At 63.6% G+C, this 23,245-nt stretch carries 19 protein-coding genes; 4 read left to right on the plus strand and 15 right to left on the minus strand.

Annotation, left to right across the window (positions count from 1 at the left end; genetic code table 11):
• The first annotated feature begins 19 nt into the window (after positions 1–19).
• From BFD71_RS00265 to BFD71_RS00275, 3 genes are all read left to right on the plus strand, one after another.
• A complete protein-coding gene (locus BFD71_RS00265) occupies positions 20–1,354 on the plus strand; it encodes an LLM class flavin-dependent oxidoreductase (RefSeq protein WP_069261302.1) in 1,335 nt (444 codons plus the stop codon).
• 61 nt (positions 1,355–1,415) lie between these two features.
• Complete coding sequence (locus BFD71_RS00270; protein ID WP_069261303.1) at positions 1,416–2,189, plus strand: SDR family NAD(P)-dependent oxidoreductase; 774 nt, start codon at positions 1,416–1,418, stop codon at positions 2,187–2,189.
• A 12-nt stretch (positions 2,190–2,201) separates the two neighbouring features.
• On the plus strand, positions 2,202–3,071 hold the full coding sequence (locus tag BFD71_RS00275) for a CmcJ/NvfI family oxidoreductase (protein ID WP_069261304.1): 870 nt from the start codon (positions 2,202–2,204) through the stop codon (positions 3,069–3,071).
• 76 nt (positions 3,072–3,147) lie between these two features.
• Here the strand turns inward: BFD71_RS00275 and BFD71_RS00280 are convergent, their stop codons facing one another.
• From BFD71_RS00280 to BFD71_RS00305, 6 genes are all read right to left on the minus strand, one after another.
• Positions 3,148–4,800, minus strand: coding sequence for an ABC transporter substrate-binding protein (locus tag BFD71_RS00280; RefSeq protein ID WP_083244971.1), 1,653 nt, complete (start codon positions 4,798–4,800; stop codon positions 3,148–3,150).
• Positions 4,801–4,824: 24 nt separating this feature from the next.
• On the minus strand, positions 4,825–5,169 hold the full coding sequence (locus tag BFD71_RS00285; protein WP_069261305.1) for a DUF3088 domain-containing protein: 345 nt from the start codon (positions 5,167–5,169) through the stop codon (positions 4,825–4,827).
• 102 nt (positions 5,170–5,271) lie between these two features.
• Positions 5,272–6,594, minus strand: coding sequence for an LLM class flavin-dependent oxidoreductase (locus tag BFD71_RS00290; protein WP_069261306.1), 1,323 nt, complete (start codon positions 6,592–6,594; stop codon positions 5,272–5,274).
• Between the two features lie 82 nt (positions 6,595–6,676).
• On the minus strand, positions 6,677–7,228 hold the full coding sequence (locus BFD71_RS00295) for a GNAT family N-acetyltransferase (protein ID WP_069261831.1): 552 nt from the start codon (positions 7,226–7,228) through the stop codon (positions 6,677–6,679).
• A gap of 159 nt (positions 7,229–7,387) precedes the next feature.
• A complete protein-coding gene (locus BFD71_RS00300; RefSeq protein WP_069261307.1) occupies positions 7,388–8,386 on the minus strand; it encodes a succinylglutamate desuccinylase/aspartoacylase family protein in 999 nt (332 codons plus the stop codon).
• 51 nt (positions 8,387–8,437) lie between these two features.
• Complete coding sequence (locus BFD71_RS00305; RefSeq protein WP_370684235.1) at positions 8,438–8,710, minus strand: DUF7661 family protein; 273 nt, start codon at positions 8,708–8,710, stop codon at positions 8,438–8,440.
• Between the two features lie 1,029 nt (positions 8,711–9,739).
• On the opposite strand from BFD71_RS00305, the gene BFD71_RS00310 reads away from it, so the two are divergent.
• Complete coding sequence (locus BFD71_RS00310) at positions 9,740–10,312, plus strand: cupin domain-containing protein (protein ID WP_069261308.1); 573 nt, start codon at positions 9,740–9,742, stop codon at positions 10,310–10,312.
• Positions 10,313–10,383: 71 nt separating this feature from the next.
• On the opposite strand, the gene BFD71_RS00315 is transcribed toward BFD71_RS00310, so the two are convergent.
• The 9 genes from BFD71_RS00315 to BFD71_RS00355 are packed head-to-tail and all read right to left on the minus strand — an operon-like array spanning position 10,384 to position 23,072.
• Positions 10,384–13,536, minus strand: a complete 3,153-nt coding sequence (locus BFD71_RS00315; RefSeq protein WP_069261309.1) for a multidrug efflux RND transporter permease subunit — start codon at positions 13,534–13,536, stop codon at positions 10,384–10,386.
• A gap of 16 nt (positions 13,537–13,552) precedes the next feature.
• Entirely contained in the window at positions 13,553–14,110 is a 558-nt protein-coding gene (locus BFD71_RS00320) for a GNAT family N-acetyltransferase (RefSeq protein ID WP_069261310.1), read from the minus strand.
• 5 nt (positions 14,111–14,115) lie between these two features.
• Positions 14,116–14,643 carry a GNAT family N-acetyltransferase gene (locus BFD71_RS00325; protein WP_069261311.1) on the minus strand — a complete coding sequence of 176 codons (528 nt, stop codon included), beginning with the start codon at positions 14,641–14,643 and terminating at the stop codon, positions 14,116–14,118.
• A 44-nt stretch (positions 14,644–14,687) separates the two neighbouring features.
• Positions 14,688–16,049: a metallopeptidase TldD-related protein gene (locus BFD71_RS00330; protein WP_069261312.1), complete on the minus strand. Its 1,362-nt coding sequence runs from the start codon at positions 16,047–16,049 to the stop codon at positions 14,688–14,690.
• A complete protein-coding gene (locus BFD71_RS00335) occupies positions 16,049–17,485 on the minus strand; it encodes a TldD/PmbA family protein (protein ID WP_069261313.1) in 1,437 nt (478 codons plus the stop codon). The genes BFD71_RS00330 and BFD71_RS00335 overlap by 1 nt, the downstream gene beginning before the upstream one ends.
• Complete coding sequence (locus BFD71_RS00340) at positions 17,482–19,113, minus strand: ABC transporter ATP-binding protein (protein WP_069261314.1); 1,632 nt, start codon at positions 19,111–19,113, stop codon at positions 17,482–17,484. The genes BFD71_RS00335 and BFD71_RS00340 overlap by 4 nt, the downstream gene beginning before the upstream one ends.
• Positions 19,113–20,225, minus strand: a complete 1,113-nt coding sequence (locus BFD71_RS00345) for an ABC transporter permease (RefSeq protein ID WP_069261315.1) — start codon at positions 20,223–20,225, stop codon at positions 19,113–19,115. Before BFD71_RS00345 ends, BFD71_RS00340 begins: the two co-directional genes overlap by 1 nt.
• Positions 20,179–21,234 (minus strand): microcin C ABC transporter permease YejB, encoded by a 1,056-nt coding sequence (locus BFD71_RS00350; RefSeq protein WP_069261316.1) that lies wholly within the window; start codon positions 21,232–21,234, stop codon positions 20,179–20,181. Before BFD71_RS00350 ends, BFD71_RS00345 begins: the two co-directional genes overlap by 47 nt.
• A gap of 8 nt (positions 21,235–21,242) precedes the next feature.
• Positions 21,243–23,072: an extracellular solute-binding protein gene (locus BFD71_RS00355; protein ID WP_256094436.1), complete on the minus strand. Its 1,830-nt coding sequence runs from the start codon at positions 23,070–23,072 to the stop codon at positions 21,243–21,245.
• Positions 23,073–23,245: the final 173 nt, after the last annotated feature.

Below are 23,245 nucleotides of genomic sequence, written 5' to 3' on the forward strand. Positions count from 1 at the left end.
GCCCTCTATCTTGCACACCATGAGCCAATCGACCACGAATCCCCAACGTCAGATTCACCTCGGCGCGATCATCCAGGGCGCTTCGGGCAACATGTCCGCATGGCGTCATCCCGATGCGATCGCCGATGCCAGCATCAACGTGGACTTCGTACGCGAGCTGGCGCGCGAGGCCGAGAACGCGAAATTCGATCTGCTGTTCGTCGCCGACGGGCTGCACATCAATGCGAAGTCGATCCCCCACTTCCTGAACCGCTTCGAGCCGCTCACGCTACTTTCGGCGCTCGCGTTCGCGACCACGCGCATCGGCCTCGTTGGCACGCTCTCGACTTCGTACAGCGATCCGTTCACCGTCGCGCGCCAGTTTTCGAGCCTCGATCACCTGAGCGACGGCCGCGCGGGCTGGAATGTGGTGACCTCGCCGCTGGAAGGCTCCGCGAAGAATTTCTCGCGTGACAAACACCCAGAACATGCACTGCGCTACCGGATCGCCTCCGAGTTTCTGGATGTGACGAAGGGGTTGTGGGATTCGTGGGAGGACGACGCCTTCGTTCGCGACAAGGCGAGCGGCGTGTTCTTCGATCCGGACAAACTGCATGCGCTCGATCACGCGGGCGAGTTCTTTTCGGTGGCCGGGCCGCTCAATATCGGCCGCTCGCGCCAGGGCCGCCCGATCCTGTTCCAGGCGGGCGCTTCCGACGACGGAAAGGCGGTTGCGGCGAGCCATGCGGACGCGATCTACACGCGCCAGGAAACGATCGGGCTTGCACAGGCCTTCTATGGCGACGTCCAGAAGCGGCTCGCCGCCCACGGCCGCGCAGCCGGCAGCCTGAAGAGCTTCCAGGGCATCAGCGTGATCGTGGCGGATTCGGCCGTGCAGGCCGAGGACCAGTATCGCGAAACCGCACGGCTCGTGACGATCGAGAATGCGCTCGACTACCTTGGCCGCTACTTCGATCACCACGATTTCTCGCAGTACCCGCTCGACGCTCCATTTCCCGACATCGGCAAACTGGGCAGCAACCAGTTCCGCAGCACGACCAACGCGATCAAGCGCAACGCGGCCGAGCGCCGGCTGACGCTGCGCGAGGTCGCGTTGGAAGCCGCAACGCCCAGGCCCAGCTTTCTCGGTACGCCCGAACAGGTCGCCGATGGCTTGCAGGCCTGGGTCGAAGCGCGCGCGACCGATGGCTTCATCGTGCGCGGCGGTACACCGCTCGCGTTCACCGAATTCGCGCGTAAGGTGGTGCCGATCCTGCAGGAGCGTGGTGCCTACCGGCGCGACTATGCAGGCACGACGCTGCGCGAGCATCTTGGGCTCGACTATCCCGTGAACCGCTATGCGCTGACCGCATGAATAACCATATGAAGTTTCATTCTTTTCCAAAAGCGCGCGTGGTGACTAGCGTGAAAGCATCATGAGCGACGTTTCCTCTTCTCTTCCTGCTTCGGTCGCATGGATTGCCGGGGTGGGCGCGAGCGCCGGCCTGGGCGCGGCGCTCGGGCGCCACTTCGCCCGAGCAGGTTACACGGTCGTGCTGACCGGACGCACGGCGCCGCGTGTGGAAGCGCTCGCCGCGGAAATACGCGCGCAAGGCGGCTGCGCCCACGCAGCACCCGGCGACGTGGCAAACGAGCAGGATCTCGCGCGCATCGCGCAACTTCTGACGAGTCACGGAATTCTGCGCAGCGCGATTTTCAACGCGGGCAACGCCGTACGCGCGCCAACGCTCGAACTCGAAGTCGCGCAGTTCGAGTCCGCATGGCGCACAAACGTGCTAGGTGGCTTCGTGTTTGCCCGCGCCGCCTTACCCCTTCTGCTGGACGCCCCGGACGCCGCGACGAACCCCTCGGGCGCCGGCAGCCTCATCTTTACCGGCGCGACCGCCTCGCTGCGCGGACGGCCGCCGTTCGCCGCGTTCGCAGCGGCGAAAGCGGGCCTGCGCTCGCTGGCCCAAAGTCTCGCGCGCGAATTCGGACCGCGAGGCGTGCACGTGGCGCACGTCGTGATCGACGGCGGCATCGACGGCGAACGGCTGCGAAGCGCCGCGCCCCAGCGCGCTCAAGACGCAGGGCCGGACGGTCTGCTGCAACCCGAAGCCATCGCCGAAAGCTATTGGCAGTTGCACCGCCAGGCCCGCAGCGCATGGACACAAGAGCTGGATCTGCGCCCGTGGCGCGAACCGTTTTGATCAGGATGACTTATGAGCACAGTGCTATCGGCCCCCTCGCCTCTTTCGCGAACGTCTGCCGTCGAGGCGGAACTCAACTATCTCGCGCCGGGCAACGCCCGGCCGGTCAACTACACGTTCGAGCCGCCGGAGGGAACGCCATGGAGTTCGGGCACGCTTGACCCGCGCCGCGTGACGATACGTAACGCGCGTCCGCTTGCAGAGGCCGGCGAAATCTCGCTCGACCGCAATGGCTTTCAGCTCGTTTCGCATCGGAGCGCAGTGAGCGACTACAACGACGAAAGCCTGATTCGCCTCGTGTATCGCCCCGAGGCCGAGGCGTTGCTGCGCGACATGACGGGAGCCGAAAAGGTCGTCATTTTCGACCACACGCTGCGTGATAGCGCGAGCGGTTCGCGCGGCAACGCCACACTTCGCGAGCCCGTGCGGCGCGTGCATAACGATCAGACTTTCGTGTCCGGACCGCGCCGGGTGCGCGATCATCTCGATGCCGAAGAAGCGCAACGGCGGCTGGGGCATCGCTTTGCGATCGTCAACCTGTGGCGGCCGCTCAGCGTGGTGGAACAACTGCCGCTCGCGCTGTGCGACGCGCGCTCGATCGCGGCCGGAGATCTCGTGCCGACCGACCTTCTCTACCGCGACAAGACCGGCGAGACCTATTCGTTTCTCGCGAACCCGCAGCATCGCTGGTACTTCTTTCCCCGTCTGCGCCCCGACGAAGTACTACTGCTGAAAATCTACGATTCTCTGGAGGACGGCACGGCGCGGCTCACCGCTCACACCGCATTCGAGGACCCCACCAGTCGTGCGGACGCGGCGGCGCGGCGCAGTATCGAATTGCGCGCGCTTCTGTTCTGGCCCGCGGGCTCAGACACGCATTGACGAATGGCGCTGCGAGTCGCGCCATTCGTCTGCGGCCACCGAAGACACGCGGCCGGCTCGCCACCCTCGCTAGTACCTATTGCAACGACACGCCGTCGAAACGGTGGCTGCCCAACGGCGAGAACACGAGCCCGTCAACGCGCTTCGAAGCTGGCAGCGAGACGATCGAGTGCGCGATCGGCGTAAATGGCACCTGTTCCTTGAAGACGACCTGGGCGCGCTCATAGAGCGCCGCACGCTCGCTCACATTCGCATCCGCACGAGCCTTCTCGATGAGCGAGTTGAACGACGGGTCGCACCACTTCGAGACGTTGCTGCCATGCACCGCATCGCAGCCGAGCAGCGCGCCTAGCCAATTGTCCGGGTCGCCGTTGTCACCTGACCAGCCGTAGAGCAACGCGTCGTGTTCGCCGTCCTGCTTGGCGCGGCGGTTGTACTCGCCCCACTCATAGCTCACGATCCGCGCATGAACGCCGATCTTCTCCCAGTCTTGCTGGATGAGCTGCGCCATCAGTTGGGCGTTCGGGTTATAGGGGCGCTGCACCGGCATGGCCCAAAGCGTAATCTCGAAGCCATTCGCCAGCCCTGCCTGCGCAAGCAGTGCGCGTGCCTTCGCAGGATCATACGGCGCGTCCTTGAGCGTATTGTTGTAGGACCATTGGGCAGGCGGCATCGGGTTCGTCGCAATCTTCGCATTGCCTGCGAACACGGCCTGAATAATGGCGGGCTTGTCGATCGCCATGTCGAGCGCCCTGCGCACTTCCACACGATCCAGTGGCGGATGCTGCGTGTTGTACGCCACAAAGCCCACGTTGAAGCCGACGCCGGAAACGACCTTGAGCGCCGGATTGCGCTTGACGACCTCCAGATCAGCCGGACGCGGAAACACCGATACCTGGCACTCGCCGCTCGCGAGCTTCTGGATGCGGGTCGCCGGATCGGGCGTGATGGCGAACACGAGGTGTGCGAGCTTGACGTCCCGCGTTCGCCAATAGTCGGGATTGGCGTCGTAGCGGATAAGTGCGTCCTTCTGGTACGAACGGAACGCGAACGGACCGGTCCCCACGGGCAACTGGTTGATATCGGCCTCGCGGTGCTGTCCACTCAGCTGGGTGGCGTACTCGGCTGAGAGGATCGACGCGAAGCTCATGGCAAGGTTGCGCACGAAGATCACGTCGGGCGTCTTGAGGTCGAAGCGCACTGTGTAATCATCGACTTTTTCGATGCGCGCGATATTCTTGTCGAACCCGAGATCGCTGAAATAGGGAAAACTCGTCGGATACGCCTTGCGAAACGGCAGCTGCGGATCGAGCATGCGCGTGAAGGTGAAAATCACATCATCCGCGTTGAAGTCCCGCGTGGGATGAAACCACGAGGTCGTCTGAAATTTCACACCCTGGCGCAAATGAAACGTGTAGGTGCGTTGATCCGCTGAACTCTCCCAGCTTGTTGCGAGCGCGGGCTCGAGATCGAGTGTGCCGTTGCGGAACTGCACCAGCTCGTTGTAGACCGTATTCGTGCTCGCATCGAAATCGGTGCTGGTGGTGTGCTGCCCCGGGTCGAATCCCGCCGGGCTGCCTTCGCTGCAGAAAACCAGTGTTCCTTTGGGCGTGGCTTGCGCCGCATGAGGCAAAAGGAGCAGCGCCGCGGCGTTGCAAAGCGATATGGCGAGAGCCAGCGCGTGGCGCCGCGTGCGCGAGGGGATGGCGGCAAAAAGACGAAGTGGCATGGTGTTGTGTTGTACGAACGCTGCTCAATGCACCCTGGGAAAGCCGTGCCGTTCGGCAAGCAGCGCGAGAATCCGGTTCGTGTCGGTCACGAAGTGACGGCCGTTCACCGTTTGCACGTCTTCGGGAACCGCATGCTCGTCGCCGAGCACGAGCACGGGCAGCCCCTGATGTGCCTCGTCGAGCACCTCGATCACCACCGCACGCGGGCGCGCGAACGGCAGCCGCTTTACGTCGATGCGCGCGACGCGCTCGGGGTCGCTCGCAAGCAATCCTTCTATTGGCGCGCCGTGCGGACAGATGAAACGCTCGCCGGGATGGGCAGGGTCGGTAAAGCCAGGTTGCAGCAACAGCAGCAAGTCTCGACTCATGGTGTACTTACGCTCCGCTTTTGAAAGGGAAAATGTCCAAGGGTTGTCGTGTTCGTCCGCGCGCGGCTGCCATCCATGAATCGAGCCAGCCGCGCCGTTGAGTCAGCGCGTCGAGGCGAGCGCGTAACGGCTAATCCGTCGCGGCAAGCCAAGGTGGTCTCGCAGCGTCTCCCCGCTCAGGCGCCGGCTGTATCGGCCACGTGCTTCGAGCACCGGAATCACGTGTCTGACAAAGTCGTCGAGGCCCTCCGCCTGCACCGGAAAACCGAGGATGAAGCCATCGGCGGCGCCGCCGTCCAGCCATCGGATCAGCTCGTCGGCAACCTGCTCGCCTGTGCCAAGGAAATGCGTCTTTGGCGTGGCGACGGCCAGCGCGACTTCGCGCAGCGTCGAGCCGTTGCGGCGCGCGTCGGCCTTGATGCGGTCCGTGGTCGAGCGAAAGCTGTTCTTGCCGAGGTCGCCAAGCTCCGGAAACGGCGCATCGAGCGGGTATTGCGTGAAGTCGTGATGATCGAAGTAGCGGCCAAGGTAGGCGAGCGCCTCGTCGACGCTCAGCAAGTCGCGGATCAGGCGGTACTTCTCTTCGGCTTCGTCGTGCGTCGTGGCGGCGATTGGGCCGATACCGGGAAAGATCTTCACATCGCTCGGGGCGCGCCCGTGGGCCACGGCGCTGCGGCGCACGCGCCCGGCGAACTCGCGTGTCTCTTCGAGCGAGGGCGAATGTGTGAACACGGCGTCGGCGTATTTGCCGGCGAGATCGATGCCGGCGTCCGACGAGCCGGCCTGAAAAATCACGGGCTGGCCCTGCGGCGAGCGCTGAATGTTGAGCGGCCCGGCCACTTCGAAGAAGCGGCCCTTGTGGTCGAGCGTGTGAAGTTTCTCGCGATCGAAAAAGCGCCCGGTTTCGCGCTCGCGCACGAATGCGTCGTCGTCCCAACTATCCCAGAGCCCCTGCACGACTTCCAGGTATTCGTCGGCAATCTCGTAGCGCAGCGCGTGATTGGGGTGATCGCCGCCGTAGTTCTTCGCCGAGCCCTCCAGCGGGGACGTCACCACATTCCAGCCCGCGCGGCCGCCGCTGATGAGGTCGAGCGAGGCGAGTTGCCGCGCCACCGTGAACGGATGGCTGTATGAAGTCGAGATCGTGCCTGCGAGCCCGATCTTCGAGGTCGCAGTCGCCAGCGCCGAAAGCACGGAGATCGGCTCGAAGCGGTTCAGAAAATGGGGGATCGACTTTTCGTTGATGTAGAGGCCATCTGCCACGAAGGCGAACGCCAGGCCGTTGGCCTCGGCCTTCTGGGCAATTCCGGTAATGAAGTCGAGGTTGACACTGGCATCCACCGGATTACTTGGGTGCTTCCATGCGTTCATGTGGCCGCCGGGGCCATGCAGCATGATGCCGAAGGTGAGATTACGCTGGGTCATAGTCGTGTCCGATCATCAGAGTGGCATGAAGCAGTCAGCACACGCGGCGTCGAACGAAGCGTGGCCGCCGCCCGCCGCGCAATCAACGATGCTCGCCTGGCGGTTCACGCGGGCGCAGGTCGTCGAGCGCATCCGTGGAAAACGGCTTCCGCAGGTCCTTGGCGAAGGGCAGACGCACGTGGACTTCTGGCGCAATCGAGCGATCGAACAAGGGGACGTAGCCTGAATCAATGTACAAGCCCCAGGCTTCCGGCTGCTTGAAGCCGGTGGTGAGATAAACACGGCGATACCCCTGGCTCAACGCGCGCGCCTCGAGTTCTTCGACGATGCGGCGTGCAAGACCCTGGCGGCGCTGGTCGGCGCGTGTCCAGACACGCTTGAACTCCGCTGTCTGAGCGTCGTAGCGCTTGAAGGCCCCGCCGCCAACGGTCTCGCCGTCGCGCACGAGCACGATGAAGGCACCCTCGGGCGGCGCGAACAGCGCGGCCGGATAACGCGCCAACTCCTGCGCGGCCGAAGCCTCGCTGTCGGCGCGGTGATCGCGGTAGCGTGTTGCATATTCCCATTGCAGGCCGTCGATCAGCGGCTTTGCAACGGCTTCGAGCGGCGAGGTATCGATAATGCGGTAGGTCATCGTTGCGGCGTTCCCGTGGGACGGCAGATCCGGCTGCCAGATTACCCCCACCGCATGCGCCATATAACCAAGCAATTCGAATATCGTTATCCAGATGAATTGCGTCTGTGAGGCATTTTCGTGCGTCCAGCACAGACCCGTGCGTCTCGCTTCTCCGCTTCACGGCTCGTCGGGCTCGGCCAGATGAAAGAGGCAATCGCCGCGCTGCACCGAGGCAACCGCCCGTTGACACACCACCTCGCCCGAGGCCGCGAACGCCACCGTCAGCGGCTCGCGCAGAGGCGTTTCGGGAAAGTGAATACGCGCCGCAGGCTGCCCCGCGTGCACGTGTTCGCCGAGGTCCACGAGCGGCTCGTACACGCCGCGTTCATACGCGTAGACATAGTGCTGCGCAGCCACGCGATAAAACCGCGTTTGGCCTGGCGGTTGCGGCGGCACGAGCGGCCCGGCCAGCACGCCAATCGCGCCAAGCAGGTGCAGCAGCCCTTGCCGCGCTTCGTGCAGGAGGCCCCGCTGAACGACGCCGGCACCACCAAGCTCGGTGACGATCGACACGGCACCCTGGCGGCGTGCAGCCGTCGCCGAATGGAGCGGATTGGGCGCGTGAAGAAAGGCGCGCGGCAAGCCAAATGCGCCAAGGAGTGCCCGCAACTGCCGGCCTTCTTCTTCGTCGCGCGGCTCGATCGCGAGCATATTCGCACCGTGATAGCGCAACGAACTACCGCCTGAATGCAGATCCACGAGATATTGCGCACGCGCGAGCAAGGTGTTCTCGATGTAGTCGGCGATCATCTCGGTCGGCGTACCTAGTGGATTGCCCGGGAACGTGCGGTTCAGGTTGCCGCCGTCTAGCGGCGACGTGCGTGTTCCAGCCTCGGCTGCTGGAAAGTTGGCCATCGGCAGGAAAATGAGTTGTCCATGTACCCATTGTGGGTCGATTTCGCGCAGCAATTGCGAAACGAGCACCTGTCCCTCGTACTCGTCCCCGTGATTGCCGGCCATGAGCAACACGACGGGCCCTTCGCCGTTGCGCACGGAACCGATTGGTATCGGAATCCAGCCGTACGCCGAGCGATGAACAGAATGCGGCAGTCGCAGATAGCCAACATGAAGGCCTTGCGCCTCGAGATCGATTTCGCTGCGAATCGGATTGACCATGCGTAATGCTCCGTGGCGCGTGGGCGAATGGACGTTATGGCGGCGACGACTTCACTCCGCGGAGGGCGGCAGATCCCGTCTCCCGTCAGGAAGCACCCTTACACACGGTCGCGCTGGGGTCGCGCTTTCGTGAAAGATGTCGTCGAGATATTGCAGCAATTCATCCGCAGCGATGAAGGCTGGGATCTGGATGTCGGCTCGGCGACGTTTGCCTTCCTCGCCAATATCAAAGACCGTCCACACCTCAGCTTTGCGTGCGACGGCAATAGCCCGGCCAAAGACATCGAAGCGATATTCCTCGGGCATGATGAAATCTGTCTCCAAAAGCAGCTGCGTTCGCCGGGTTCCCGCGGCCAGCTAACGGCACTTACCTGGCGATCGAGCAGCACACGGCGCAGGCGAGTCCGGCGGGGTCCTCGCGGCGGCGAGCGCGTGTGCAGGACACATCAGACTCGTCGAGTCTGACAGCATAGGAAACACAACCGCGATACGGAACCAAGAATCGCTCAGAACGTAAGAAGCGGAATAAATATTCTCGCGTTGCTCATTGGGACGTTATCTGCACAGTCGTCAAGCTGATTCGCGAGCCCGTTCAGACATGACCGACAGCTCGCCGCCCCGGACGCAGCGCAGCGACCTGTCGTAGTCCTCGCATGAATCGCATAGGGGTAGTTGGGAAACGTCTTCTGCGATTGTCCCTAATAGCGAATCCCCCGGATAGAAGGACGGTTACGTCGAGCGCGACGCACCGGTTCGATGCACGGTCGGTAGCCCCCCATCGGCTCACCTCCCCTGCGAGTCAGATAGGCCTCTCCGACCGCATCGCCGCGTCGCTCGACGGACGCTGAGCCCGCACATGCCTTCACCGCGACTGATCCCACGCATCGCCGACCCGGTGCTCGTGATCCACCATCTCATGGCTTGCGATTAACCGCAAGCGAACAAAGCGCTTTTCCATGGCGCCACTCTTTCAGCATTCCTCCATAATCGGAAACGAGAATCGAAAGGACGCTTGAAATGACGGATTCTTTTTAGCACGTTGCAGAACAGTGGTACGCTGCGGCTTTCATGCTATCGTTTATGAGCCGCAGACGGCGCGCCACGGCAACGGCGCTTCCGTCAACTGGCGTCAAGGCATGATCGCCGACGTACGCAGGGGGAATTCGAATTGCAATCCCGGCGGTAATCGGCATATTCCATTACTTGTCGGCCGGTTTGTCTCTGAAATCGCGGGATATAGACCGTGCCGGAGCAATGGAAATGAATGGAGACCCAAAGTGCACGACAAGATCGGGCTTTCGCCCAGTCCGGTTTTCGGATTAAAACATATTCAACAGACAACAATATTCCGTCATGGTTTCGAAACCAATTGAATCACTGAGCGTAGTTTCCGTAGGCAGCAAGATTCGCGGACTGCGCCAGAGACAGGGCCGTACGCTCGATGACATCGCCAGCGCTGCGCAGCTCTCAAAGCCGTTTCTCTCTCAGGTTGAACGCGATCGCGCCACCCCCTCGATCACCTCGCTCGTGAGCATCGCGAAGGCGCTGGGCGTGCCGGTAAGCTATTTCGTCGATGCGCCCACCGAAGCGGGCTGCGTGTGCCGTGGGCAGGATCTGAAATTTTTCGGCTTTGCCAATTCTGCCGACCTTTACGCACGCCTGACCAATCCGTCCGGCGGTCGCCAGCTCGAAGCCATTCTCGTGCGCATGCCGCCCGGCGAGCGCTCCAGCGAAGTCACCACGCACGCGGGTGAAGAATTCCTGCATGTGCTCTCCGGTGAAATGACCCTCTCGCTGGAAGGACAGACATTCGTGGTCCGCGCGGGCGACAGCGCGCACTACGAATCGACAGTGCCGCACGCCTGGAGCAATACGTCTGATCAGGAAACCGTACTGCTCTGGGTGGGAACGCCGCGTCTGTTCTGATTTCCGCCCACCCGCGCATTGGACCATCCGCCTGCTGCGCGGCGGCCAATCAGCCATAGGGGCATGGGGGGTCAGGGCGCCTCCGTTTCGGCCTCTTTAGCCTGCGCTGTGTGCTCGCTTCGGCGCCGCGGTACCCGATGCACAGGTTTCGCCGCCACCCGCGATACCACCGCGTAGTAGAGCAATGGTGTGAACACGATTCCAAGCAGCGTCGCCGCAATCACGCCGCCCAGGACTCCCGTACCGATGGCGTGCCGGCCTTGCGCGCCGCCGCCCCGCGAGAACGCGAGCGGCAGCACGCCGAGCACGAACGCCGCAGAAGTCATCACGATAGGCCGCAGCCGTTCGACGCTCGCGCCCACAACTGCGGCGCGCAGCGGCAACCCGCCCGTGCGGCGCACGCTCGCGGCCTGCACGATCAGGATGGCGTTCTTCGCCGCAAGGCCGATTACGGTCACCATTCCGACCTTGAAGTAAATGTCGTTGGGCAGCCCGCGCAGGAGCATCGCGCTCACTGCGCCGAGCGCACCGAGCGGAACGACCAGCAGCACGGAAAGCGGCGTGATCCAACTCTCGTAGAGCGCCGCCAGCACCATGAACACCGCTAGCAGCGAGAGGCCGATGAGGAGCGGAGTCTGGCGAGCCGCCTGGACTTCTTCGAACGCGGCGTCGGTCCATTCGCCATACACGCCTTCGGGCAGAGCGAGCGCGAGCCGCGCCATTTCGGCCATCGCTTCACCCGAGCTATGGCCCGGCGCCGCGCGCCCCGTCACGTCGAGCGACGGATAACCGTTGTAGCGGCTCAGCATCACGGGGCCGACCGTCCAGTGCGTGGCCGCGATCGACGACATCGCCACGGACCCGCCGAATGTATTTTGCACAGGCAGGTCGAGCAGCTGGCTGGCGTTCATGCGCGTAGGTGCGTCGGCGGCGACGATGACGCGGCGCATGCGCCCCCCTGCTGGAAAGTCGTCGACATAAGTGGAGCCGAACGTGCTGCCCAGCACGTCCGCGATGCGGTCGAACGATACGCCATATGCGTAGGCCTTCTCGCGGTCGACTTCGAGTTCCACGCGCGGCCCGTCAGGCAGGTCCTCCGAGTGGACCTGCGCCACCATGCGGCTCTTGCCGGCCGCGTCGATCAGTTGGTCACGCGCGGCCTTCAATCCGTCCGTGCCGACGCCCCCGCGATCCTCCAGCCGGTACGTAAAGCCCTCGGAGTGGCCGATGCCCGGCACCGCGGAAGGCAGCATAGCCTGCACGTCGCCGTCGAGGATGGTGCCGAATTGCTCGTTTAGCGTGTCGCGCACAGCCTGCGCGTCTATCTCGTCCTTGCCGCGCCGACCCCACGGCTTGAGTTCGACGAACGCCATCGCCACGTTCTGCCCGCTGCCTGCGAAGCTCCAGCCCACCACGCTCGTTACGTTGCCGACGGCCTGCTGCTTGCCGAGGATCGATTCCACGCGCTTTACCACGTCGAGCGTGCGGGCCTGCGTGGCGCCCGCGGGCAACTGAATCATCACCTGCAACTGCCCCTCGTCCTCACTCGGCAGGAAGCCCTGCGGCAGCTTCCAGTACAACAGCGCCCCAACCGCGCACAGCACCACGTAGATCGCTAGCACACGCGGGCCGCGCCGCAGTAGCGCAGCCACGACCGCCCGGTAGCCGCGCGAGGCCCGCGCCGCTTGCGCCGTCAAACCGCGCTCGGGCTTCGGCGTTCGCTTCGGCACCGTTAGCAGACTCGCACAAAGGGCCGGCGTTAGCGTGAGCGCCATGAACGACGAACACAGCATCGACGCGATCATCGTCACTGCGAACTGCCGGTAGATGCCGCCTACGTTGCCGTTGAAGAACAGCATCGGCACGAATACGGCGGTGAGCACCGCCGTCACACCGACGATCGCACCGCCAATGCGCTTCATCGCGGCGCGCGTGGCTTCGCGCGGTGCAAGCCCGCGCTCGTGCATCATGCGTTGCACGCTCTCCACGACAACGATCGCATCGTCCACGAGTATGCCGATAGCGAGCACGAGGCCGAACATGGTGAACACGTTGATCGACATCCCGGCCCAATACAGCGCCACGAATGCGCCCATGAGCGTGACGGGGATCACCACCGTGGGCACGAGCGTGGAGCGCAGGTCGCGCAGGAATAGCCACATCACCGCGAATACCAGCACTACGGCTTCGATGAGCGTGATCACCACTTCGTGAATCGCCACGCGCACGAAGTATGCCGTATCGAATGGAATTTCGATCGCTACGCCCGGAGGAAGACGTCTGGACAGCTCCGCGAGACGCGCACGAATCCTGTTCGAAGTTTCCAGCGCGTTGCCGCGTGGGCCGAGATGGATGCCCACGGTCGCCGCCGATCTGCCGTTCAGGCGCGAGTAGAACGAGTAGTCGGCGCGGCCCAGTTCCACGCGCGCGATGTCGCGTAAGCGCACGAGCGAGCCATCCGGCTTGGCCTTCAGCACGATTTGTCCGAACTCGTCGGGCGTTTCGAGTTGCCCCTTCACGCTCACCGACTCGGTGATTTGCTGCCCGTTCACGAACGGCGCGTTCCCGAGCGTGCCCGCTGTCACCGGCGAGTTCTGCGCGGCAATGGCCGCGTTGACCTCGGCCGCCGTGAGGCCGTATTCGCGCAGCTTCACCGGATCGAGCCAGACGCGCATGGCCTCGTCGGCGTCCCAGAGCTCCGCCGCGCCAACGCCCGGTGCACGCTTGAGGTCGCGAAGGATGAAGCGGTTCAGGTAGTCACTGAGTTGCGCGGAATCGCGCGTGCCGTCGGTGGACGTGAGCGCGACGAGCATCAGGAACGTATTCGACGCCTTCTCCACGTCGATGCCCTGCTGCACCACTTGCTGCGGCAACCGCGCCTCGACCTGCTTCAGACGGTTCTGCACGTCCACGAGCGCGATGTCGGGATTGGTATCCGACGTGAAGGTCACGTCGATTTCCAGGTCCCCCAGCGCATCGCTCGTCGTTTCGTAATACTGCAGGCCTTCGGCGCCATCGAGGCTCTCCTCGATCACGCTCGCGACGTTGTTGCCCACCTCCTCCGCCGACGCACCCGGATATTCCGCGCTGATGACGATGCGCGGCGGCGAGAGCTGCGGATACTGTGCGACCGGCAACATGGGAATCGCGAGCACGCCCGCGACCATTATCGCGAGCGCGATGACCCATGCGAAGACCGGCCTGTCGATAAAAAAGAAGGGCACGCGCTCGCCGGTACGGTTAGGGGAACAAGGGGGAAGCGAACGGTGGTGCTTCCGCGTAGCGCGCCATATGAAGCGTATCGGCAAGTACGCCGGCGCGCATTGCGGCACCGCGCGAGCGGCCCTCTACGACGAAGCCGAACTTGCGATAGAGCGCGATCGCGGCTTCATTGTCGGCGAACACTTCGAGTTCGAGCCTGCGCAGGCCCAGCGAATGGTCGGCACAGGCGACGATCGCCGCCATCAGCGCGCTGCCCACGCCACGACGCTGCCAGGCGTCGTGCACGCCGAAGCCCACGCAAGCGCAGTGTGCGCGGCGCGCCTTCGCGACATCGAGCTGCGATTGTCCCACCACGCGTCCGTCGATATCGGCGCAAATCGTGATGCAGCCGGGCGCCCGGCTCTCATACCACGCACGCAAGGATTCGGGGGTGCGCCACCCGCTCAATAGCGTGCCGTGGCGCACACCTGGCTGATTCATCAAGTCGGCGATCGCCTCGAAATCGGCGGGCTCGCAGGTGCGCACGCGGATAGTACCGGGTGACGCGAACGCGGGCGATGGTGTCGGGACGTGCATGGGGATCACTCCGGGGTGAGGGGCAGCGGATCGTGCAGGCGCGCCATCAAGAAGAAGTCGGCGAGTATTCCTTCGCGCAATACTGCGCCGCGCAAACGCGCCTCGACTTCGAAACCGCACTTTCGGTAGAGCGCGATCGCGGCAGCATTGTCGGTGTAGACGTGAAGTTGGAGCCGCCGTAGGCCCAGCCAGTTGTCGGCGAAGTCGAGGATTTGCTCCATGAGGAACGTTCCGACGCCCCGACGCTGCCAATCGTCGTGTACGTTTATGCCGATCTCGCCGACGTGCGCGCGGCGCAACTTTTGCGGATGCAGTTCAGCTTCGCCCACGATAGTCTCGCCCACCAACGCGCCGATGATGACGGCCGGCGATACCACGTTCGCGATCCACTCACGGGTCTGTGCGACCGAACTATACGGTGGCTCTGCATTGCCCCGCACTATTGACGGGCTGTGCCCCAGCGCATGCAACGCTTCGGCATCGCCGGGGCGCAATGCGCGCACGACGAGCCCCTCGGGTAAGCGCGACTGCATTGTTGTTTCCTTCTTGTTTGAGACGTCAGGGACGGTCAGGCAGGCTACAGCGTCAGTTCAAACGACTTCACCAGCACCCCGGGAAGCTGCATGCCGCCTGTCGCGCGTTGACCCCAAGTGTCTTCGGACAGGCGCAGTTCGGGCTGCGCACCGAGACGCTCGAGGCGCTCGCCCAGCAGGCCGTAGAGACTGTCGTCGAAGCGCATCGCGTCTACCGGCGCAACGACACGCCCCTCCTCCACCCAGAACGTCGCAAAACGCGTCATGCCGGTCAGGCGGCAGCCCATGCGATCCGAGAAGTTCACGTACCAGAGGTTGCCGACGTACAGACCCGTGCCCAGCGCCGCGAGCACATCCGCATCCGCGAGGTCGCCGCCCGGCATCGAAAGCGACGACGGCGCCTCGCTCGCCAGTGCACCGTTAGGGAGCAGGCCATACTCGCGCGCCGTCCGGGCGTTTGTCAATTGCGCGACGCTCCTCCCCTCACGCACGAGCGGCACGCTTACGCGCAAATAGCCGTCTTCGTTGAAGGCAGGGGTAATACCAAGTCCGAGCTCTTCAGTGATCGAGACGCGCGCGTCGAGTGAAAGCTCGCCGCCGTGCAGCCGGTAAAGCGGGCTCTGCGACGTCGCCTGCGCGCGCGCCGAAAAGCCGCCCCACGCAGCAACGCCCAGCAGTTCTTCGAGCGCCGCTGGCGCGAGCCATGCACGGTACCGGCCCGGCCCGAGCGCTCGCGGCGCGAGCGCTAGCACGGGCAGGCGTGCCGCCGCCTCCTGCACCTTGCTGGCAAACTTCGCATCGTCCCAGTTCTCGCCCGCATAGGTCGTCTTGATGGCGCGGCCGCCCGGATGATAGAGCGACCAGCTGAAGCAGAAGTTTTCGACTTCGTGCCAGCCACGGCTGCCGCAACTGGAGGCGAAGCCGCGCGCGAGCATGCCGCCCGCGTAGAAGCCAACGAAGTCGAGCCCGCGCGCGCATTCGGCCACCACATGGATGAGGGCATGCGGATCGCGCAGCCGTCCCGTGCGCCGTGTCGAACGGTGCCACGCTGTCGTGTCGTAGAGCAGATGGGGATCATCAGGTGCATCACGCAGGTCCGAGCGAAGCGTTTGCAACGTCGCGCCCACATCGCGCAGATCCTGATCAGCGTTGCCGCAGATGTCGAGCGTGGAATACGCCTGGCGCGCGCCATCGATCATCCGAAGCGTGAGCTTGCCTTGGGAGACGAGTCCCATTTGCCGGACTTTGCCGCCGTTGAAGCGAATGAAGTCCGACTGCTCTGCGGCAAAAGACGTGAGCGCCGTTTCACCGGCCAGCAACAACCCGTCGATCGCATCGGCGAGCATCATGAAATGCGAGTGCCAGTCTACCGCCACACGCTCGCTTGCAAAGAGTACGTCGCTCATCAGGCGCCTCCAAAAACGTCTACGTTGCTGAAGACGCACGCCGGTGACGCGTGCCCCACACGAATGACCTGCGCGGGCTCTCCCTTGCCGCAATAAGGCGTGCCGTAGACCTCTCGGGTGCTCGCGTCGCCTACGGCGACGAGACTGCGCCAGAAGCTCGCCGAAATGCCGCGATAATTAGGCCGCTTGACGACCTGCGTGAGCTTGCCGTTCTCGATGAGCCGGCCATATTCGCAACCGAACTGGAACTTGTTGCGATGGTCGTCAATCGACCAGGACGTATTCGAAGTCATCAGAATGCCGTTGTCGATGCTTGCGATCATCGCGGCGAGGGTTTCGGTACCGGGCTCGATGTTCAGGTTCGCCATGCGGTCGATAGGCGGGCGATTCCAGTTGGCCGCGCGCGAGTTCGCGACCCCCGGCAGCCCGGCGCGCTGCTGCGAGAGTGCCCCACCGAGCGGCCGCTCCAGCACCCCGTTGCGGATCAGGTATTGCTTGCTCGCCGAACTGCCTTCGTCGTCGAACGCGTAGGTAGCGGCTTCTTCGCGCAGCTCCGGATCGAACGTCACATTCAGCAACGGTGAGCCGTACTGATAGCTGCCGAACATCTCCGGCTTCACGAAGCTCCAGCCAGCGAAGTTGCGCTCGTCGCCGAGAATCCGGTCCAGTTCGAGTGGATGACCGATCGATTCGTGAATCTGCAACATCATCTGGTCCGGCATCAGCAGCAGGTCGCGCGTGCCCGACGGGCAATTCGGCGCCGCGAGCAGTTGCAGCGCCTCGTTCGCCACACGGGCGCCAGCGCCATTGAAGCCGTGCCGTGCGAGTATCTCCAGACCTCCCTGCCCGAGCGCGCCGTGGTCGCCGGCAAGTGTTCGCACCTGCGTGTCGCCGTTCGCATGCGCGGCCACGCTCAGCCCAGGCATGAGGTAGCGAAAGCGCTGCTCGATGCTCACACCGTCGCTCGTGAGATAGAGTTGATCCGTGTGCGCGACGTGCATGCTCGCCACGCGCTCGACGATGCGCGAGTCGAGGTTCGCCGACGCGCATTCGTGCGCGAGTTGGCTGAGCCACTCACGGCGGGTGGGGAGCGGCGTGTCGATGTTCGGCGAAGCATAGCTGCCGCTCGCAACGGGCCGGGCAATGCGGCGGTAATCGATCAACGAGACTTGCGCACATGCGAACGCCCGCGCCGTGGCGATGTCGAGCGCACGCTGGAGCCCCTCTGCACTGAGGTCGGCCGTCGCCGCATAGCCGGCACCGGCGCCGGTCCAGGCCGTCAGCATTGCGCCCCGCTCGCGCACCACACGCAGCGGCTGCGCGACGTCGTTGCGCACCACGTGGTCCTCGACAACTTCGCCCGTCATGCGCAGCGACCAGAAATCGGCGCTGCTCTTCAGCGTGCGCGCGCCCTGCAGCCAACGCTCTTCGATCATGCGAACTTCTCCTGTAGCACCGCCGGCTCGTCCAGCATCGACGACGCCAGCAGCGATTGCGTGTAAGGATGAGACGGCGCGTGCAGCACGTCGAGCGTGTCACCCTGCTCGACGATGCGGCCCGCTTTCATCACGATCACACGATGCGCCATCGCGCGCATGACGGCCAGATCATGCGTGATGAACAAATAACTCAGCTTGTACTTCTTCTGCAAGTTCGTCAGCAGCGCGAGCACCTGTTTTTGAATCGAGACGTCTAGCGCGCTGGTTGGCTCATCGAGAACGATCAGTTCCGGTTCCACCGCCAGTGCACGGGCAATGGCGATACGCTGGCGCTGTCCGCCAGAAAATTCGTGGGGGTACCGCTGCATCGAATCGGCGGGCAGGCCCACTTCCTCGAGCAGTGATGCGATACGCATACGTCGCGCCGGTCCGTCAACCTCCGGTCTGTGCACGGCCAGGCCCTCTCCGACTATCTGCTCGATGGTCATGCGCGGAGAAAGCGACCCGAATGGATCCTGAAACACCACCTGCATGCGCGAGTACAGTGCGCGGCGGGCCCTCGCCTTGCGTTGCGCCGAGAGCGCGACCCCGTCGATGCGGATCTCGCCCGCTGCCGCGCTTTTCAGGCCGAGCACGGTGGCCGCGAGCGTCGATTTGCCCGAGCCAGACTCGCCGACGATACCGAGCGTTTCGCCGCGCCGCAGCGTCAGGTTCGCTTCGTGCAAGGCACGGAAAGTCGAACTGCCGAACACCGAGCGCCAGCCTTTGACCGCTGTGCGGTAATCCACGGCGAGGCCTTTCACGTCGAGGATGGGCAGCGCATCCACCGCGACCGGCGCCACCTCGCGACGCGGCTCGCTATCGAGCAGGCGCTGCGTGTAGGGATGCTGCGGGTTCGAGAAAAGCGCCGCGGTCGTGTTCGTTTCGACGAGGACGCCCTTTTCCATTACCGCCACGCGCTGCGCAAAGCGCCGCACGAGGTTCAGGTCATGCGTGATGAGCAATATGGCCATGCCACGGGCTGCGGCCTCCTGCTTCTGGAGGTCGATCAGCAGATCGACGATCTGCTGGCGGACGGTCACGTCCAGCGCCGTGGTGGGCTCATCGGCGAGCAAGAGGCGCGGGCGGCACGCGAGCGCCATCGCGATCATCGCACGCTGGCGCTGTCCGCCGGACAGCTGATGCGGAAAGCTGTCGATGCGGCGCTCCGGTTCGGGAATGCCGGTCCGCCGCAGCAACTCGATGCCGCGCTCACGCGCCGCGCCGGCGCTGAGCCCCTCGTGCAGACGCAGGCTTTCGGCAATTTGCTTGCCGATCGTGTACAGCGGATTCAGGGCGGTCATCGGCTCCTGAAAGATCATGGCGATATCGGCTCCGCGAATGCCGCGCATCTCCTGCTCGGTTTTCTGCACCAGATCCTCGCCGTCGAACTGCATGCGCCCAGTGAATCTTGCATGCTCGACGAGGCCGAGGATCGACAGCGCCGTCACGCTCTTGCCCGAGCCCGACTCGCCGACGAGCGCCACGCGTTCGCCGCGCTCAATCGAGAGACTCAGTTCGCGCACCGCCTGTTTCTCGCCGAAGCGCACGCTGAAGCGCTCGATTTCCAGCAAAGGACGATTCATTATTTACCTCCGCCGAACGCCGAGCCACGCCTGCGCGTATCGAGTGCGTTACGCAGTGCATCGCCCATGAACGTGAGCAGCAGCAGCGTAATGACGAGCGCCGCAAAAGCCGAGAGCGAGATCCACCATGCCTCGAGATTGTTCTTGCCCTCCTGGAGTAGCTCGCCAAGGCTTGGCGTGGGCGGCGGCACACCGAGCCCGAGGAAGTCCAGACTGGTGAGCGAGAGAATGGCCGCACTCATGCGAAAAGGCAGGAACGTGATGACCGGCGTCAGGCTGTTGGGCAGCACGTGGCGCCACATGATCTGCCAGTTCGAGAGACCCATCGTGCGCGCCGCCTTCACGTAGTCGAGCGAGCGGTTGCGCAGGAATTCAGCGCGCACGTAATCGGAAAGCACCAGCCATCCAAACATGGAGAGCAGGATAAACAGCAGCCAAAGCGTAGGCTCGAAGATCGAGGCGAAGATGATGAGCAGGTAGAGGTCCGGCATCGAACTCCAGATTTCGATGAGCCGCTGCCCGATGAGATCGGTGCGTCCTCCATAGAAGCCCTGCACCGCACCCGTCAACACGCCCAATGCGACGCCGGATACCGTTAGCGCCAGAGCCATCAGCACGGAAAGCCGGAAGCCGTAGAGCAACCGCGAAAGCACGTCGCGACCGAACTGATCGGTGCCGAGCCAATTCGTGGCCGAGGGCGCGGACGGATACGGTCGCGCCGCGAAGTAGTCGATCGTATCGTAATGAAAATGATTGGGCGGATAGATCGCGAAATTGCCGTTCGATTCGAGGCGCTGCCGGATATACGGGTCGAGGTAGTTGGTCCTCGCCGGAAAGTCGCCACCGAAGATCGTCTCCGGATAATCCTTCACGATCGGGAAATAGTACTGACCGTCGTAACGCACGACGAGCGGCCGGTCATTTGCGAGCACCTCGCCGAGCATGCTGATCGCAAACAGCGTGACGAAGATGACAAGGCTCCAATAGCCGAGCGGCTGCGCGCGAAAGCGCTGCCACGTGCGGCGCCAGGGCGAGACCGACGGCGCGTGGGCAACGGCGGCGGTTTCAGCCGTCCAGGCGTTGGAACTGGATGCGGGGGTCGACGAGGACATAGCAGACGTCAGCAATGAGTTTGGTTACGAGGCCAATCAGCGTGAATAGAAACAGCGAGCCAAGCACGACGGGGTAATCGCGGCGGATAACCGAGTCGTAAGAGAGCTGGCCCATGCCGTCCAGTGAGAACAGCGTTTCGATCAGCAGATTGCCGTTGAGAAAAGCGCCAATGAACGCGGCGGGCAAGCCCGTGACGAGCGGAATGGCCGCGTTGCGCAATACGTGCTTCCACAGCACATCGCGCTCGGGCGCGCCTTTTGCCCGCGCGGTCAGCACATACTGGCGGCCGATCTCTTCGAGGAACGTGTTCTTCGTGAGAATCGTGACGATCGCGAAGTTGCCGACCACGGAGGCCGTTACCGGCAGGACGATGTGCCACAGGTAGTCGAGCACCTTGCCCGCGAGGCTCAGGTCAGCGAAGTCATCGGACGTGAGACCCCGCATGGGGAACACCTGCCAGAACGAGCCGCCACCGAACAGCATCAGCAGCAGCACGCCGAGCACGAAACCCGGCACCGCATAGCCGGAGAGCACGAGTACGCTGGTCACGGTGTCGAATCGCGACCCGTTGCGCACCGCCTTTGCGATGCCGAGCGGCACGGATATCACGTAAGTTAGCAGTACTGTCCACAGGCCAAGCGTGATCGAAACGGGCAACTTCGAGCGGATCACGTTCCAGACGCTGTCGTGCTGGTAGTACGACTGACCAAGATCGAACGTGGCGTAGTCCTTGAGCATGAGGAAATAGCGCGTGAGCGGAGGCTTGTCGAAGCCGAACTCCTTCTTGATCTGCTCGATCTGTTGCGGATCCACGCCCTGGCTGCCGTGATAGCCGCCTCCTCCAGCGCCGGTCTCGCCGCCGCGCGTCGCATTGCCATGGCGCAGTTGCGCCATGATCTGCTCGACCGGGCCGCCGGGCACGAACTGCGTGACGACGAACGTGAGCGTGACGACGCCGATCAGCGTCGGCACCATCAGCAATAGACGTCGAAAAATGTAGGCGAACATGGTGGTCCTCAGTGGGCGGTCGCTTGCGCGGTCCGGGCGACCTGCGCGTTTTGCGGCTTGCGATACCAGTAGTCGATGATCCAGTCCTGAGACCCGAACGATACGGGCACGACTGACGGATAACCGAGCGACGTCTTGTATGCGATGCGCGCGTTAGGTGGGTAGTACTCCGTCACGAGGTAGTACTCGTTCAGCAACACACGATCGAGGGCACGCGTTGCCGCTTCGAGATCGTCGAGCGTGTTCGCGGCTTGCACCGCCTTCACGAGCGCGTCGACGGCCGGCGAGCGCACGCCCGGATAGTTCTCCGAGCCCACCTGCGAGGCAGCCGCGCTGCCAAAGCGGCGTTCAAGCTCCGCGCCGGGAATCGTCACCGGGCTGTAGAGCCAAGTGGTCATGTCGTAGTCGAAATTGTCCAGGCGCTTCTGGTACAGCGCACTGTCGATTTCGCGCAGATGCGCACTGATGCCGAGCGTCGCGAGGGCCTGCGTGTAGGGGAGGATCACGCGGTCCATGCCCGGCTGGTCGTCCAGGATTTCGATGTTCATGGGCTCGCCCGCGGCATTGCGCAGCGCGCCGTCACGATAATGCCAACCCGCCTGCGCAAGGAGATCGCGCGCCTCACGCAGATTGCCGCGCAGCGAATCGGGCGGCAGCGTCGTTGGCTGCTTGATCATCGGCCCGAACACTTCCGGCGGCAGGCTCGCGCGCCACGGTTCGAGCAGCTTCAACTCCTTCTCGCCCGGCGTGCCGGTCGCGCCGAACGGGCTCGCCTCGAAATAGCTGTGCAGGCGCAGGTACTGACCGTAGAACATCATGCGGTTCATCCAGTCGTAGTCGAACGCGAGAGAAAGCGCATGGCGCACGCGTACGTCCTGGAACATCGGCTTGCGCAGATTGAATAGCATGCCCTGCATCTGTGCGGGACCGTCCGGGAAATTGGTCTGCTTGAGTATGCCGTTACGGAAGTTCTTGCCCACGTACTTGCGCGCCCATTGGGTCGCGCTGTCTTCCACGTGCACATCGGCATCGCCGGCCTTGAACGCCTCGAGTTGCGTGTACAGGTCGAGGTAGAGTTTGAACGTGATGCGCTCGAAGTGGTGCATGCCGCGGCGCGTGGGCAGATTGACCGCCCAATACGCGGGATTGCGGCGATACGCAATCTGCTTGTCGTTCTTGCGTTCGGCGATCAGATACGCGCCGCTCGCAATGGGCGGTTCGTTCGACAACTGGTCGAACGGAACGCGCGTGCCGTCCGGCTTCATCCCCCACTTGGGCGAGAAGATAGGCAAGTCGCCTGCAATGAGCGGCGCGTCACGCTCCGCTCGACGGAACTCGAAACGGATTGTCGAGGCGCTCACCACGACCGCCTTCTTGATCACCGAAAACTGCGCATTGAAGAGCGGCGAAGCCTGAGGGCTCGTGAGCGTATCGAACGAGTATTTGACATCGGTGGCCGTTATTGGATCGCCGTTCGAGAAGCGCGCAGCCGGGTTGATATGGAACGTCGCCGAAGCCAGGTCGGCCGCGACGTCAACGCGATCGGCGATCAGCGGATATTCGGACGCCAGTTCGTCCCAACTGCGCTGCATCAGCGTGTCGAACATCAGATTCTGGATGTCCGGCGCGGGTGCGCCTCGCACGAGGAAAGGATTCAGCGAATCGTAACTTTGGTACTCATTGTAGTTTTCGAAACTCAGGACGCCGTTCGACGGCGCATCGGGGTCCGCGTAGTCAAAATGGGTGAAGCCGGCGGGATACTTCGGCTGATCGTACTGCGCGAGCGCCGTAGCCGCTCGTGCCGGCACCCCGGCAAGCGCACCCACTCCCACTGCCATGACCAGTGCGCAAACCGCACCTGACCAATGCGGCGACAATCGTGACAAGCTCAACTTCTTCAATCTCATCGTCTGTCTGCATGAGGACGCACACCGGCGTCTGGCCGATGCACGGTTCGTCTGTCCGACGGGGCAGGGGTTTGCCGCCGTCGCTCGCCACTACAGGAAACATT

This window comes from Paraburkholderia nodosa, from assembly GCF_001718195.1.
Taxonomy (GTDB): Bacteria; Pseudomonadota; Gammaproteobacteria; order Burkholderiales; family Burkholderiaceae; genus Paraburkholderia; species Paraburkholderia nodosa_A.